Source organism: Streptomyces sp. MA5143a, from assembly GCF_900290235.1.
Taxonomy (GTDB): Bacteria; Actinomycetota; Actinomycetes; order Streptomycetales; family Streptomycetaceae; genus Streptomyces.
In genome coordinates this window covers 1-13,797 of sequence record NZ_OLMK01000112.1, presented here as the reverse complement: position 1 = coordinate 13,797, position 13,797 = coordinate 1, and the positions used below count along the sequence as shown (strand labels likewise).

The following is a 13,797-nucleotide window of genomic DNA, read 5'->3' as shown; positions in this document are numbered from 1 at the left end:
ATGTGGTGAGCGCGCCTTCCCGTGGGGACGGGGACTGCGCGAGCGAGGGGCCCGGTGCACCACGCACCGGGCCCCCCGTCGTCGGGCTCGTGTGCGAGCACCGGGGCACGGTACGCGTTTATGATCTCCGCAGCCGACGGGGGAGGGTGCAGTGGGGCAGACACAGGTGGCGGACGCGGCGGGGACCGCGCCGCCCGGCAAGGGCAGAGCGGCCACGGTGACCGCGTACGGCGTCGCGTGCGCGGCGCACCTCATCGTGGCGGGGCTGGTGATCGGCGGCCTGACCCTGATCGTGTTCGGCTGGGCGACGATCGTGCAGCCGGTGATCGGGCTGGTGCTGCTCGGTGTCGCCGCCCAGCTGCGGCCCCGCCTCGGCACCCTCGCGTCCGACTGGCCCACCCTGCGCCGCGGCCAGGCCCCGGCGCTGTTCACGCTGCTCGACGCCGTCGCGGACGAGGTCGGCGAACGCCGCGTCGACGCCGTGCGGATCACCTCGGACTTCGCCGTTCGGGCGTCCGCGTACGGCGTCCGACGCCACCGGGTGCTGGACATCGGGCTCCCGCTCTGGGTGACCTCCCGCCCCGAGCAGCGGGTCGCCGCGCTCGCCCAGGAGTTGGCGTACTTCGGCGGTGACGTCCGGCGGGGCACGCTGGTCGGTACGGCGCTCACCTCCCTGAACGGCGGGATGGAACTCGCGGCGGCCCGCGCCGAGGCGCCGACGGGCATCTGGACGGCGGCCCCCGGCGCCCATCACGCGGACGAGATGTCCGAGGCCACACGCGACTTCAAGAAGCGTGGCCGGATCGTGAACTACGTGCTGTGGATTCCGCAGCTGGTGATGAAGGGCCTGAGTCGGGCGCTGCTCCGGCTCACGGTCCCGGCGGCGGGGTACGCGGAGTTCCGGGCGGACGCCGAGGCGGCCCGGGTCGCCTCCGCCCCCGCGGTGGCCGCCCTGCTGCGGGACCGGCGGTCGGCCGACAGCGTGTGCACCGAGACGCATCGACTGGCCGTCGCCACCCGTACCTTCGGCCGCGGCGAGGCCCTGCGGAACGCGGAGCGGGACTTCTGGACGAAGGTCGCCGACCACGCGGCCACCCTGCCCGGCCGCGCGCCGGACGGCCCGACCGACGCCGGCGCCGGTACCGCGGACGACGATCCGCGTATCGCCCGACTGCCGCGGGACGCGGGGCGGCCGGCGGCGGTCACCCTCGGCGGGTCGGCGGCCGACGCCGTCGAAAGCGAACTGGACGAAGCGCGGCGGCTGGTGGCACGTAAGGTCATCCAGGACTGCGTGCTGGTCTGAACCCACCGCCGGACCCCGCCCGAAACAGGGTGGACACCGTCCGATGCGGTGACCGATGATCTCCGGCATGATCCGGGCAGCCACTGTGAACGACGTCGCGGACATCCGCGCGATGATCCGCGAACTCGCCGCGTACGAGAGGGCGGTGGAACAGGCCCGCGCGACCGAGGAGCAGCTCCAAGAGGCCCTGTTCGGTGAACACCCCGCCGCGTACGCCCTGATCGCCGAGGACGAGGACACCGGCGAGACCGTGGGCTACGCCCTGTGGTTCCCCCGCTTCTCGACCTGGACCGGCACGCGGGGCATGCACCTGGAGGACCTCTACGTCCGGCCGGCGGCACGGGGCGGCGGCTACGGCAAGGCCCTGCTCGCGTCGCTCGCCGCGATCTGCCGACGGGACGGCTTCGAGCGCTTCGAGTGGTGGGTCCTCGACTGGAACGAACCGGCGATCGGCTTCTACAAGTCGCTCGGCGCGGAACTCCTGGAGGAGTGGACGGTGTGCCGACTGAGCGGCACCCCCCTCGACGACCTCGCGGCACAGGCTCCCGGCACCGCTCAGCCGTAGCGAGCGAACAGGGCCTCCAGATAGGTTTCCAGACGCGTGGTGAGGACCGCGGGCGTCAGATCGCGGCGGCCCACCTCCCGCCATGGCACGGCGGCCTTCTCCGCGTCCGGCGCGAAGGCCAAAGGCCGGCATGGGTGCGGCGATCGGGCCGGGTGTAGCTCAGCCGGTGCCGTTCACGGGCCGGTCGCCGTCATCCGCCCGCTGGGACGGCTCGTCGCCGTCACGCTGCATGGGGCCCCATTCGCCTTCCTGGCGGTCGACGGTCTCCGCGGCCTCCTTGATGAGCGCCTCGTCGATCCAGCCGACGGGGTCGATGTCACCGAGGAGAGGCTCGTTGTCGGGCCCCCGGCCCCTCACCCGGCCGCGCAGGATCCAGGGGCGGACCCCCGGTCCCTTCTCGCGCGGAAGGTGCGAGTAGTCGTACAGGCGGCGCGCCACCCACAGTTCGACCGGCCGGTCCTCCCACCAGGGTTCCAGGTCGAGGGGGTTGGCGGACAGCCCCGGCAGCCGTACGCCGGTGAGGCCGTCCCTGCTCGTGACGAGGTCGCGGTCCGCGTCGGGGCCGCGTGACCAGCGGACGTGGAGGCCGGACGTGTGCCGGACCAGGTCCGCGAGCTCCTCCAGGGTCCGCAGGGCGGGAAGTTCGTCGCGGGTGCTCATCGGGTCGTCGGGTTCGTCATCTCAGGGGCGGTCGTCGCCCACGCCACTGCTGTCGCTGTCGCCGTTTTCGGCGTCCCGGGGCTCGGTCTCGTCGTCGCGTGCGCCTTCGGCCTGGGACGGCGTGGTGCGGGGCACCTGCTCGCCTGGGGCCGGTTCGTGGCCGGTGGCGATGTCGGTGTCCGGTTCTCCCTCTGCCTGGGACGGGGTCGGTTCGCTCATCACTGTGCTCCCTGGCCGTGCGGTCCTGCGGTGCGGAAGGTGGACGCGGTCTGTTCGCGATGGAGTTCCTCCAGAGCGTTCAGCTGCCGGTGGCCGCGGCGCAGGAGATCGTCGAGCACGTCGGGGTCGAGGCGGTCGTCGCTCTCGGCGAGTTGCCGCAGGGCCTCCCAGCACGCGATCTTGCCGCTGACCCCGACCCGCAGCATCTCCAGTTCGATCACCGTGCTGAGCGGGGAGCGGCGCACCAGCCTGCCGTTCGCCTTCAGCCGCCCCAGCTTCTCGGCGGCCCAGCCCGCGTAGACCTTGTACCTGCGCGCGGGGATGTGCAGCCGGTGCAGCAGGTCGGTCAGGCTGCGCCGGTCCTTGGCGATCTCACCGGCGATCGCCTCCAGGGTCGGGCCGAGGTCGGTGCCCCGACAGGAGCGGGCCAGATAGCGGGCGCGGTCGGTGCCGGCGGTGGCGCCGGCCAGGTGGTCGTTGAGGTAGACGGAGAGCAGCTGCGTGTCCGTCCGTCGGGTGGAGGTGGGGGTGGGGCGGGTCCGTGTCGCATGACTCATCGAGTTGCTCCTTCGCGGTCTCGACGGGCGCGCGCCCTGGTTGGCGCGGTCGCGTGCCGGGCACCTCGCGGGCCGCCGGGAAGCGACGGTCCCACCGGGTACCCCTCGCGGTCATCATGAGAGCTTTTATCTGTTTTGTTCCGGTTGTGGGTGGTCTATGCGGCGGGTACCCGATCACACCCGCAGAAACGCGCCGCCGCCCCGCGCCAAGTGGGCGATCGTCCGCTCCAGGCCCTCCTCCCACGACACCCTCGGGTTCCAGCCGAACAGCTCACGCAACCACGTGGTGTCGGGCACCCGGCGCTCGGCCTCACCGGAGGGACGGTCGACGAAGCGGAGCGGAGAGTCGGAGCCCGTCAGGGCGAGCACCCGGCGGGCGAGTGCGACGACACTCGTCTCCTCGCCGCCGCCGACGTTGACCGGGCGCACCGAACGGCCCGCCGCCACCAGCAGCACCCCCTCCACCACGTCGTCCACGAAGCACAGCGACCGTGTCTGGCGCCCGTCTCCCGCGACCGTCAGCGGCTCCCCGGCCAGGGCCTGCCGGATGAACGTGGACACCACCCGGCCGTCGTCCGCCCGCATCCGGGGCCCGTAGGCGCTGAACACCCGTACGATCCCCGCGTCCGCGCCCTCGGCGCCCGCGTACGCGGTGACCAGCGCCTCGGAGAACCGGTGGGCCTCCTCGTAGGCACAGCGGGGGCCGACCGGGTCGACCTCGCCGACGTCGTCCTCCCGCTGGGGACGACCGCGGGCGCGGCCGTAGACGGCCGAGGACGACCCGAGGAGGAACCGCGCGCCGTCCCGGCAGGCCACCGCCAGCGCGTTGCGGGTGCCGGCGCTGCCCGCCTCCAGCGTCTCCAGGGGGAGGCGGCGGCGGTCGGCGGGTGCGGCGGGACCGGCGAAGTGCAGGACGACGTCGTACGGGCCGTCGAGCAGGTCGGTGGGGCCGGGCGCTGTCGGGTCGGCGATGTCATGGGTGACGAGGCGGAAGCCCGGCACTTGTCTCAGGTGGGCGATGTTGTCCGGCGAGCCCGTCGAGAGGTTGTCGACGCAGTCCACGGCGACACCCCGCTCCAGCAGCCGTTCGCACAGATGCGAGCCGAGGAAGCCGGCGCCTCCGGTGACCAGGGCCCGCTCCCAGGCTCGGGGTGCCGACGGGACGAACCTCACGGGTGTCATGCGCACCGCCTTTCAGGGGCCCTTCAAGGCCCGTCCGGACGGGGTTTTCGGCGGTCGGCAGAGCCGGGGGCGCGCCGCTCCCGGCCGGGGTGGGCGCTCGATGGGGAAGTGCTGTGAGCAAGCCCACCTGGTGGGGCAAGGGCGGGTGAAGGAGGGGCACTTGGGCCGGCGGTCGAGTGGGCTCTTTGCCGTCACCAGGTGGCTCGCGCTGCCCGTCTGCCACGATGGGCGATGCCGTGCCCGGGACGGGCCCACGCCGCAGCCGGTGGGGGACACCGACCCGCCGGGGCGGCCTCCGGAGTGATCCGGTGGAGCGGCCGTGCAGCGCAGCCGGCGTTCCGAGACCTCGCAGCCGAACCCCTCGTCCCGCCCTGCCCGCGTCCACGGACCCGTCTCCGAGTAGCCCACTGTGCCTTCTTCCCCCGCCGGCCTCGCGCCCGCCCCCGCCTCGCGCTCCCCCTGGCGTTCCCTGAAGTACCCCAGCATGCGCTGGTGGTCCCTCGCGAACTTCATGTCCAACGCCGGGACGTGGATGCAGCTCACCGTCCAGAACCTCCTGGTGCTCCAGATCACCGGCTCCGCCGCCGCGACCGGTCTGTCCATCTCCGTGCAGGCCGCGCCCGCGCTGCTGGTCAGCCTCCTGGGAGGCGCCGCCGTGGACCGCTGGCCCCGGAAGACGACCGCCGCGGTCAGCCAGGCGCTGCTCGGCGCGGTGGCCTTCACGACCGCCGTCCTCGTCGCCACGGACCGGCTCGACGTGACCGTGCTGATGGTGCTGGCCGCCGTCACCGGTCTCGTCGCCACGGTCGACGGGCCCGCCTGCGCGCTCCTCGGCAACGACCTCGTCCGCAAGGAGGACGTGCCCTCCGCCATCGGCGTCGGCTCGCTGGTGCACAGCGCCGGACGGCTCGCCGGAACGGCGCTGGCCGGGGTGACCGTCGGGTTCCTCGGGACGGCTGCCGCGTACACCGCCAACGGAGTGTCGTTCCTCTTCGTCGCGTCGGTGATCCCGTTCCTCCGTCCGGTGCACGAGGCGCTCCAGCCGTCCGGGACCGCCACCGTCGCCGCCGTCACCACCGATGAGCCCGTGATCCCCGCGCAACGGGGGACACGCGCGAGGACGAAGACGCGGCAGCCGGCCACGGCGGATGACCATGGCCGTTCCACCGACATGACCGTGCGCCAGGGGCTCGTCTACTTCTTCCGTCGGCCCCGGCTGGTCGCGCTCGCCGGTATCACCGGGATCAGCTCGATGTTCGGGCGGAACTACGGGCTGACGCTGGCCGTACTCGTCACCGGGCCCCTCGCGGGCGGCGCCGGGGCGTTCGGCACGGTCTCCACGGTGCTCGCGGTGGGCGGCATCCTCGGCGCGGTGCTCGGCGCCAGGCTGCGCAGCCCGTCCGTCCGTCTCGTCGGGGTACTGGCGGCCGGGGGCGCGCTGCTCCAGGCGGTGGCCGGGTTCTCCCCGTCGCTCGCGGTGCTCCTGGTGTTCGTCCTGCCGATGGCCGTGCTGGAGTCCGTCTCCGACACTGCGGGCACCACCGTCCTCCAGACCGATCCGCCCGCCCATCTGCGGGGCCGGGTCCTCGGTGTGTGGGGCAGCATCAGCACCGGCTGGGGTCTCGCCGGTCCGCCCCTGCTCGGCCTCCTCATGGAACTCGCCGGCGCCCGCGGTGCCCTCGTCACCGGCGGCCTCCTCATCGCGGCCACCATCACGGCGGGCTTCGCGCTCCGCCACCGCCGGGCCACGACCGCGCTGGTCCCGGACGCCGAGGAACACGCGGTGCCCGGCTTCACCGCCGAGCCCCTCTCCGCCGACGACCGGACGGCAGCCCCACGACCGGGGCTGAGCACGGCGGCCTGAGGCGCCGGCGCCCGGACGGTGCCCTTCGCCCGACGCCGACGGTTGCGTGCCGCCACCGACCGCCGGCCCGCCCCCTCCTGTGGCCCGGCGGGTCACCGGTGATCTCCGGGACCGGACCGCGACGGGAGCGGAGCCGTCAGAGGGAGGGGAGCCGTTGGGGGGAGGGGAGCCGTCGGGGGGAGAGGCTCCGGCCTTTTTCCCAGGCCCGGAAGCGATGGACATCCTGGCCCGTCGCCCCCTCACCGCAGTACCTCCCGGGTCATGTCGCGTCCGCCCTGCCCGACTGCTCGGCTGCCCGGCTCGGTCACGCGGTGGCCCGGTCCGGCTCGCCGGTCGCCCTTCTCGTCCGCCCGGCCCTCTGACACGCCGGCCCCGTCGCGTGGCTTCCTCGCCCCGCCCTTCCGCTCCTTCGCCTCGCAGCCCCGTTCCCTTGCCCGGCCGTCCGGCTCGGCGGCCCCCCGCTCCGCGTTCAGGACATCCAGCGTGGCCGTGACGACCTCCTCGGTCGTGATGCGGAGCAGGCGTTCGTCGGGGAGGTCGCCGTGGGCGTCGCCGGGGCGGGGGGACGGGGTGCCGCGGGGGTGCCACAGGGCGCGGTGTCGTGGGGTGGTGGGCGGTCCCCACAGGCGGGGGGCCACCGGGCCGAACAGCACGACCGACGGGGTGCCGAGGGCGGTGGCCAGATGGGCCGGTCCCGTGTCACCGACGATCACACAGCGGGAGCCCGCGACGAGCGCGGCGAGCCGGTCGAACGGCAGGTCGCCGTCCGCGTCGACCAGCACGGCGGACGGCGGCAGTCCCGCCGCCGCTGCCACGTACCGGGCTCGCGCCCCTTCCGCGGTCCCCGCCCCCGCGGTCACCACCACCTCGTGCCCCCGGCGCCGCAGCTCCCCGGCCACGGCCGCGAACCGTTCCCCCGGCCAACGGCGGGCCCCGGCGTCCGCGCCGGGGTGCACCACGATCGCGCCGGGCGCGGGCGAGGCGGCCGTCGGCGGCAGGATGCCCAGGTCGTCCGGGTCCGCCTCGACGCCGTACCAGTCCAGCAGCCGGCACCAGCGCTGCCGCTCGTGCTCGTCCTCCCGCCACACCGGCCCGGGCATGTTGGGCGTCCCCGGGTGCGCGTACGCGAGGAGGCGGCGGGGGCCGAGCCGCTGGAGCAACAGATGGCTGGGCGGGCCGTTGCCGTGCAGGTCGACCGCGAGGTCGGGCGGCGGCCCGCTCCACGAGAGATCCTTCGGGACCTCCCGCCCGGTCGCGCACGTCGGCAGCAGCCGGTCCACCAAACCGGTCGCCGCGGCCACCGGGCCCAGCCGCTCGGGGGCGGCCAGCACGATCTCGTGGCCGGGCAGCCGCCGTCGCAGCGCCTTCAGCGCGGGTACGGCGGTGAGAAGGTCCCCGAGCCCGAGCGCCCGCAGCACCAGCACGACGGGACGGCCAGGGCCCACCACCGAGAGGAGCGGCTTCCGCACGGCCCCGACCTCGATCCCGACCTCGTTCGCCAGCCCGGTCCCGGCCGTGTTCCCGGCCTCGTTCGCCAGCCCGGTCCCGGCCGTGTTCCCGGCCTCGTTCCCAGGCCCGGTCCCGGCCGTGTTCCCGGCCTCGTTCCCAGGCCCGGTCCCGGCCGTGTTCCCGGCCTCGTTCCCAGGCCCGGTCCCGGCCGTGTTCCCGGCCTCGTTCCCAGGCCCGGTCCCGGCCGTGTCCCCGGCCTCGTTCCCCAGCCCGGTCCCGGCCGTGTCCCCGATCTCGGCCTCAAGCCCGCCCCGGTCCCCGTTCCCGGCCTCGGCCCTGATCGCGGCCCCCTCCCTGCCCCCGCCCCGGCTCCCGATCTCGGCTCTGGCCGTGTCCCCGACCCGGTCCCCGCCCCCGACCCCATGCCCCACCCTGCCTCCCGGCCCCCACTCGTCCCGTTCCGCGCGGTCCACCGTTCAGCCTCCGGACGGCGCGACGGGGCCGGCCGGGTCGACGCGTGCGGCGGCGCGGGCCGCCCGGTGGGCCAGGAGGGTCGTGGAGCGGCCGTCGAGGTAGGGGAGGACGACCGCTTGGCCGCCCCAGCCGCGCAGGACATGCGCCTCGGGGAGGTCCTGGACGGCGTAGTCTCCGCCCTTGACCCACACATCGGGTCGCAGCCGCCGCAGCACGGCCTCGGGGGTGTCCTCCTCGAAGACCACGACCGCGTCGACACTGCCGAGGGCCGTGAGGACGCGGGCCCGGTCCGCCTGTGGGGTGAGGGGGCGCCCCGGGCCCTTGCGGCGGGCGAGGGACGTGTCGGAGTTGAGGCACACGATCAGACAGTCGCCGATGCGCCGGGCGCTCTCCAGCAGCCCCACATGACCGGCGTGCAGCAGGTCGAAGCAGCCGCCGGTGGCCACCACCGTGCCCCCGCGCGCCCGGACCCGCTCCGCCAGCGTGAACGCGTCGGTGGTGGCCTCGTCCACCGGGCGGGTCGGACGGTCCCGGTGCCACAGCCCGGGGTTGCCCGCACCGCCCGCCGCCACGAACGCGGCGGCCTCGGCCACGGCCCGCTGGACCGCCTCCTCCGGCAGCGCGCCGTCCGCCAGCGCCACCGTCGTCGCCGCGGCGAAGCAGTCACCCGCCCCGCACGGATCACCGACGGCCCGGTACGGCGCCGGAACCAGCATCGGTGTGCCGCCGCCGGACCCCGTCAGCAGCGCACCGCGCTCACCCAACGTCACCGCGACCCCTGCCGCCCGCCATCGGGCGGCCAGCTCCGCGCCCCGCTCGGCGTACGCGCGCAGCGTGGTGTCGTCGGCCCCGGGCGGGCCGGGCGTCCTCGCCTCGCAGCGGCGGCCGTCGACCACGTCCACAGCGCCCGCGTCACCTTCTCCGTACGCGACGCCCGCGTCACCTTCGCCGGGCGTAACGCCCGCGCCCCGCCCGCCCGGCACGACGCCCGCACCGTGCCGACCGCCGCCCGGCTCCGCTTCCCTGCCCCCGCCCTTCCCGGGGCACAGTCCCCGAACCTCCGCCCCGTTCGGCGTCACCAGCCGGGCGCCGGGCACGGGCGCCCCGCCCCGGGGATGGGGGTCCCAGACCAGCGGGGTGTGCGGTGCCACGGCCGCCAGGTGGTCCCGTACGGCGTCGGCGGTGTGGCGTCCGTAGTCGGCGACGAGAATGGCGCCGGCCCGGTCCAGGGCCTCCCGTACGGCGGCGCGGGGAGCGCCGGGCGTGCCGCCGCCCGTGTCCATCCGCAGGAGGGGGCGGCCGCCCGAGAGGACCCGTGTCTTCACGGGCAGCGTGCCCTCCAGGGGGAGTTCGACGAGCCGGACCCGGCCGCGCAGCTCCCGTCGCACGGCGTCGCTCGCCTCGTCCGCGCCGAGCGCGGTCACCAACACCACCTCACGGCCGTCGCCGGCCGTGAGAGTGGCCGCCAGGGCGGCGGCGAGTCCGGCCCCGCCGGGGCGGCGCCGACTGCCGGTGACGTCGACGACGGGCGCGGGCGCGTCCGGGGCCAGCCGGGTGGTCGTGCCCTCCACGTCCTCGTCCAGCAGCGTGTCTCCCACGACCACCAGCGGACCGGAGGCCTTACGTGCCCTGCCCGCCCCCGCCCGCCGTATGCCGTCAGCCCGGTGCGCCCCGCTCATGACGCCCTCCCGCGGATCGGCACCGGGTCCGGGCGGCGGGTGTCCGTGGCGACGGTCGCGCCGAGCGGTGGTGCGGCGACGGCGGCGTCGAAGAACTCGCACAGCAGGTGGACCGCGACCAGGTGGGTCTCCTGGACGGTCGCGGTGCTGTCGGCGTCGACGGCCAGCGTCTCGTCGGCGGCGTCGGCCAACGGGTTGGGCGAGGGCCCCGTCATCGCCCAGACCCGCAGTCCGGCCCGGCGGGCGGTGACCGCCGCGGTGATCAGATTGGCGCTGCGACCGGACGTGGACAGCAGCAGGAGCAGATCGCCGGAACGGCCGTGCGCCGCGACCTGCCGGGCGAAGACGTGGTCGAAGCCGTAGTCGTTGCCGATGGCGGTCACGCTCGAGGTCTCGGCGTGCAGGGAGATCGCCGAGTACGCGGGTCGTTCGCGCTGGTAGCGGCCCACGAGTTCGGCGGTGAGGTGCTGGGCCTGCGCGGCGCTGCCGCCGTTGCCCGCGGCGAGCAGCCGACCGCCGGCCGGCAGGACGCCGGCGAGGCGCCCGCCCCACTCCGCGATCCGGCCGAGACCGTCCCGCCGGAGTCGGCCGAGCGCCTGTTCGAGGGAGCGGCAGTGCAGGTGGGCGGCGTCGAGTGCACGGGATTCGGTCATGGCGATCGGGTGCGCCGCGTCCCCGAGGGGACGGCGGCCTGACCCGCACCTCCTTCGGACCTGTGGTGGACGTTCGGAATGCCGCAGGGCGGGGGCCGTCAGACGACGCCGGTCATGGCGGGGCGGGCGTCGACGACCCTCTCGTACGCCGCCTCGGTGGCCACGCCGACACGGTCCCAGCAGTAGCGGCGCAGGACGCGGCGGCGGCCGGTCTCCCCGCACGCGGCGCGGGCCGCGGGGTCGGCGAGGAGTTCGCCGACGGCAGCGGCCAGCGCCTCAGGGTGCCGGGGCGGCACCAGCCGCCCGGTGCCGGGGTCGGCGACCGTGTCGAGCTGACCGCCCACCGTGCTGGCGACCACCGGCCGGCCGCAGGCCATCGCCTCCAGCGGCACGATGCCGAACGGCTCGTAGTCGGCGGGGCACACCACCACGTCGGCGCCGCGCAGCAGCGGCGGCACCTCTCGGCTCGGCACCCCGCCCGTGAAGCGGACCCGGTCGGCGACGCCCACCGTGTCGGCGAGGGCGCGCAGCCTTCGGACCTCGGGGTCGTCGGCGAGCCGGTCCGCCGGAGGGCCGCCCGCCACGACGAGTTCGGTGTCGGGCAGCAGGGCGAGGGCGGTGATCGAGACGGCGGCTCCCTTGCGCGGCACCAGACGCCCCAGTTGCAGCACCCGATGGGGGTGGGGGCCGCGTGGCATGGCCGGACCGCGCGGCGTGAACAGCGCGGTGTCGACCCCACAGGGCACGACGCACACCTTGCTCGACGGGACCCCCATACGGGCCAACTCGTCGACCTCGTCCCGGCAGGTCGCCACGACCCGGTCGCAGGCGAGGCCCACCTCCCGCTCCAGCGCGATCCGCTGCGGCGGACTGGTGTCTGCGAGCTGCTGGTGCCGTCGCTTCACCGTGCCGAGGGCGTGGTACGTGTGCAGCAGCGGCAACCCCAGCTCACGGGTGGCCCGCAGCGCGGCGACGCCCGACATCCAGAAGTGGGAGTGGACCACGTCCGGCGGCCCCGACCGCCACACCTGGGCGAGATGGCGGCCGAAGTCCCCCATGTAGGGCAGGAGTTCGTCCTTGGGGAGCGCTTCCGGGGGACCGGCGGGCACATGGTGCACCGTCACCCCGCGGCGCAGCGGCACCTCGTCGGGCAGGTCCGGCGCGTCCCGGCGGGTGTACACGGTGACCTCGTGGCCCCGGTCCGCGAGCGCGGAGGCGAGGGCGGCCACATGGACGTTCTGCCCGCCCGCGTCCACCCCGCCGAGGACGGCGAGCGGACTCGCGTGCTCCGAGACGAGCGCGACGGATCGGGGACGCGGAGGGGAGGCGATACCGCCGAGCCGAAAGGGCGTGAGGATCGAGTTCATGAGCGTGCCTCCGTCATCACGCGCTCCCAGTCGTCCAGGAAGCGCTTGAGTCCGTACCGTCGGAGGGCCGCCTGCCGGGCGCGCGCACCGTCCTCGGCGGCCGCCGCGGGGTCCTCCAGGTAGTTCCGTACGGCCCGGGCGAGCACCTCGGGCCGGGTGGACAGGGTGCCCGCGCCCGCCGGGACCGCCTCGACGGCCTCGGTGGTCGCGAGCGCCACGACCGGCATCCCCAGCTGCATCGCCTCCAGCAGGGACAGGCCGAGGGACGTCCAGCGCACCGGGTGCAGATACAGGCGGCGCTGGGCCATGGCGGGGTGCAGGTGGTTCTGGGGCAGGTCGGCGGAGCGACAGCGGTCCTCCGGCAGGCCCAGGTGCGCGGCCAGGCCCTCGGTGCCCATGCCGAACACGTCGAGCGGCGCCGCCCGGGCGAGGGCGGGCAGCAGGTCGGTGCCGGTGTACCGGCCGCGCCGTACGGGTTCGTTGACGACGACGGCCGCGCGGGGGAGCCGCCCCGTGTACTGGTGCCCGGGGTCGACGATGCCGTGCTCGATCACCTCGGTGGGGGTGGAGCCGCAGTCCCAGAACAACCGGTTGAAGTGGGTGACGTGCACCAGCGTCAGATCGTCGCGGTCGGCGCACGGGTGCCGGGTCCCCGGCACGTCGCCGTCGGGCGCGTTGTGCTCCAGATAGACGGCGGGCACGTCACGTCCGGGCCGTCGGCCGCCCAGCCAGCGTTCGGCGAGCGCGCGTTCGTGCGGCCGCTGGAGCACCACCAGGTCCACCGGAGCCTCCCGCAGGTCCTCGGGTGGCACCTCGCGCACCGAGGCCGGCCAGGAGAACGTCCGGGCGCGGCCGAGGCCGTCCGGCCCCCGGTCCGGGGTCACGGGAACCAGATAGGTGTGGGGGCCCTGCACGAAGGCCGTCGTCCAGGAGCCGTGCACATGCCACAGCAGGATGTTCATACGGTCGCTCCTCGTTCCGTCGCACGGTCGCCGGCCCGCCCCGGCCGGGCCGCGTCGCGGTTCCACGGGCCGGGGCGGACGGACCGCTCGGTGCGGTCGTCGGACGGGCCGCCGAGTGCCGCGACGGCGGCCAGGACCTGCCGGTCGCCGACACCGTCGAGGCAGGGGTGCCCCGGCAGCGGGCACCGCCGGGCCCGGCTCCCGGCGCACCCGGCGCCCTGATCCCCGAGCAGGACGTGCGGCACGCCGTACGGGCGCCAGCGCTCGGCCGGCACCACCGGCGCGAACAGACAGACCACGGGGGTCCCCACCGCGGCGGCCAGATGCGTCGGCCCGGTGTTGCCGGCCACCATCACGCGTGCCCCGGCCAACACCCCCGCCAACTGCCGCAGATCGGTGGTGCCACCGAGGTCGAGGGCGTGCCCGCCGGCGACGTACGCGGTGAGGTCCCGCTCGTCCGGTCCCCCGGTGACCACGACGCGGTGGCCCGCCGCGGACAGGGCGGCCGCCGCCCGCGCCGCCCGGTCGGGACTCCAGGCGCGGGCCGGTACCGCGGCCCCTGGATGCAGCACCACGTACGGTGCGCCACCGGTCAGCGGCGTCATGTCCGGGGGCGGCAGCACACGCAGTGCCCCGTCGTCGCCGGGTGGCAGCGCGCAGCCCGCGTCCCGCGCGAGGTCCAGGGCCGCCAGGGCCTCGTGACGGTGGGGCAGCCGCCGGTGGCGCAGATCGAGCAGTGCGCCGGGGTAGTCCTCGCTGTCGGCGGCGATCCGGCCGACGCCGGCCAGTTTCAGCAGCAGCGCCACCGGCAGCGGGCTCTGGTGGTACGACACCAGCACCAGGGCGCGGTCGAAGCGGCGGGC

General features: G+C 75.4%; 13 protein-coding genes and 1 pseudogene. 3 read left to right on the top strand and 11 right to left on the bottom strand.

Translation table 11 applies throughout. From position 1 onward, the window contains the following. Positions 1-151: 151 nt before the first annotated feature. Both SMA5143A_RS37400 and SMA5143A_RS37395 read left to right on the top strand, forming a co-directional pair. Complete coding sequence (locus tag SMA5143A_RS37400) at positions 152-1,303, top strand: M48 family metallopeptidase (RefSeq protein ID WP_107467258.1); 1,152 nt, start codon at positions 152-154, stop codon at positions 1,301-1,303. 67 nt (positions 1,304-1,370) lie between these two features. After that, entirely contained in the window at positions 1,371-1,868 is a 498-nt protein-coding gene (locus SMA5143A_RS37395) for a GNAT family N-acetyltransferase (protein WP_107467269.1), read from the top strand. Here the strand turns inward: SMA5143A_RS37395 and SMA5143A_RS37390 are convergent. From SMA5143A_RS37390 to SMA5143A_RS37370, 5 genes and pseudogenes are all read right to left on the bottom strand, one after another. Further along, a pseudogene (locus SMA5143A_RS37390) lies at positions 1,859-1,990 on the bottom strand (aminoglycoside phosphotransferase family protein); the annotation flags it as partial. The gene SMA5143A_RS37395 and the pseudogene SMA5143A_RS37390 overlap by 10 nt on opposite strands. A gap of 37 nt (positions 1,991-2,027) precedes the next feature. Further along, positions 2,028-2,528 (bottom strand): DUF6098 family protein, encoded by a 501-nt coding sequence (locus SMA5143A_RS37385; RefSeq protein ID WP_107467256.1) that lies wholly within the window; start codon positions 2,526-2,528, stop codon positions 2,028-2,030. A 21-nt stretch (positions 2,529-2,549) separates the two neighbouring features. After that, a complete protein-coding gene (locus tag SMA5143A_RS37380) occupies positions 2,550-2,747 on the bottom strand; it encodes a hypothetical protein (RefSeq protein ID WP_181362207.1) in 198 nt (65 codons plus the stop codon). Beyond that, positions 2,747-3,304, bottom strand: a complete 558-nt coding sequence (locus tag SMA5143A_RS37375) for a hypothetical protein (protein ID WP_107467254.1) — start codon at positions 3,302-3,304, stop codon at positions 2,747-2,749. Before SMA5143A_RS37375 ends, SMA5143A_RS37380 begins: the two co-directional genes overlap by 1 nt. A 174-nt stretch (positions 3,305-3,478) precedes the next feature. Next, positions 3,479-4,486, bottom strand: coding sequence for an NAD-dependent epimerase/dehydratase family protein (locus SMA5143A_RS37370; protein ID WP_107467253.1), 1,008 nt, complete (start codon positions 4,484-4,486; stop codon positions 3,479-3,481). A gap of 484 nt (positions 4,487-4,970) precedes the next feature. Here SMA5143A_RS37370 and SMA5143A_RS37365 point away from each other — a divergent pair, with 484 nt between their 5' ends. Next, positions 4,971-6,350: an MFS transporter gene (locus SMA5143A_RS37365; protein WP_107467252.1), complete on the top strand. Its 1,380-nt coding sequence runs from the start codon at positions 4,971-4,973 to the stop codon at positions 6,348-6,350. 239 nt (positions 6,351-6,589) lie between these two features. On the opposite strand, the gene SMA5143A_RS44890 is transcribed toward SMA5143A_RS37365, so the two are convergent. The 6 genes from SMA5143A_RS44890 to SMA5143A_RS37335 form a co-directional block, all read right to left on the bottom strand. Continuing rightward, entirely contained in the window at positions 6,590-8,230 is a 1,641-nt protein-coding gene (locus SMA5143A_RS44890) for a glycosyltransferase family 9 protein (RefSeq protein WP_375136594.1), read from the bottom strand. Positions 8,231-8,275: 45 nt separating this feature from the next. Further along, positions 8,276-9,952 carry a PfkB family carbohydrate kinase gene (locus SMA5143A_RS37355; protein WP_107467251.1) on the bottom strand — a complete coding sequence of 559 codons (1,677 nt, stop codon included), beginning with the start codon at positions 9,950-9,952 and terminating at the stop codon, positions 8,276-8,278. Next, the gene (locus SMA5143A_RS37350) at positions 9,949-10,605 is read right to left on the bottom strand and encodes a D-sedoheptulose-7-phosphate isomerase (protein WP_107467250.1); all 657 of its coding nucleotides are present in this window, start codon (positions 10,603-10,605) and stop codon (positions 9,949-9,951) included. Before SMA5143A_RS37350 ends, SMA5143A_RS37355 begins: the two co-directional genes overlap by 4 nt. A gap of 98 nt (positions 10,606-10,703) precedes the next feature. Then, a complete protein-coding gene (locus SMA5143A_RS37345) occupies positions 10,704-11,972 on the bottom strand; it encodes a glycosyltransferase (protein WP_107467249.1) in 1,269 nt (422 codons plus the stop codon). After that, the gene (locus SMA5143A_RS37340) at positions 11,969-12,934 is read right to left on the bottom strand and encodes a glycosyltransferase (RefSeq protein WP_107467248.1); all 966 of its coding nucleotides are present in this window, start codon (positions 12,932-12,934) and stop codon (positions 11,969-11,971) included. Before SMA5143A_RS37340 ends, SMA5143A_RS37345 begins: the two co-directional genes overlap by 4 nt. Further along, positions 12,931-13,797, bottom strand: an 867-nt coding sequence (locus SMA5143A_RS37335; RefSeq protein WP_107467247.1) for a glycosyltransferase family 9 protein, incomplete at its 5' end; no start/stop codon positions are given. The genes SMA5143A_RS37335 and SMA5143A_RS37340, both read right to left, overlap by 4 nt.

Coding starts and splice junctions, on each gene's coding strand:
- SMA5143A_RS37370 (WP_107467253.1), bottom strand. CDS start 4,486: ATGACACCCGTGAGGTTCGTCCCGTCGGCACCCCGAGCCTGGGAGCGG.
- SMA5143A_RS37350 (WP_107467250.1), bottom strand. CDS start 10,605: ATGACCGAATCCCGTGCACTCGACGCCGCCCACCTGCACTGCCGCTCC.
- SMA5143A_RS37395 (WP_107467269.1), top strand. CDS start 1,371: ATGATCCGGGCAGCCACTGTGAACGACGTCGCGGACATCCGCGCGATG.
- SMA5143A_RS37340 (WP_107467248.1), bottom strand. CDS start 12,934: ATGAACATCCTGCTGTGGCATGTGCACGGCTCCTGGACGACGGCCTTC.
- SMA5143A_RS37355 (WP_107467251.1), bottom strand. CDS start 9,952: ATGAGCGGGGCGCACCGGGCTGACGGCATACGGCGGGCGGGGGCGGGC.
- SMA5143A_RS37380 (WP_181362207.1), bottom strand. CDS start 2,747: ATGAGCGAACCGACCCCGTCCCAGGCAGAGGGAGAACCGGACACCGAC.
- SMA5143A_RS37385 (WP_107467256.1), bottom strand. CDS start 2,528: ATGAGCACCCGCGACGAACTTCCCGCCCTGCGGACCCTGGAGGAGCTC.
- SMA5143A_RS37365 (WP_107467252.1), top strand. CDS start 4,971: ATGCGCTGGTGGTCCCTCGCGAACTTCATGTCCAACGCCGGGACGTGG.
- SMA5143A_RS37345 (WP_107467249.1), bottom strand. CDS start 11,972: ATGAACTCGATCCTCACGCCCTTTCGGCTCGGCGGTATCGCCTCCCCT.
- SMA5143A_RS37375 (WP_107467254.1), bottom strand. CDS start 3,304: ATGAGTCATGCGACACGGACCCGCCCCACCCCCACCTCCACCCGACGG.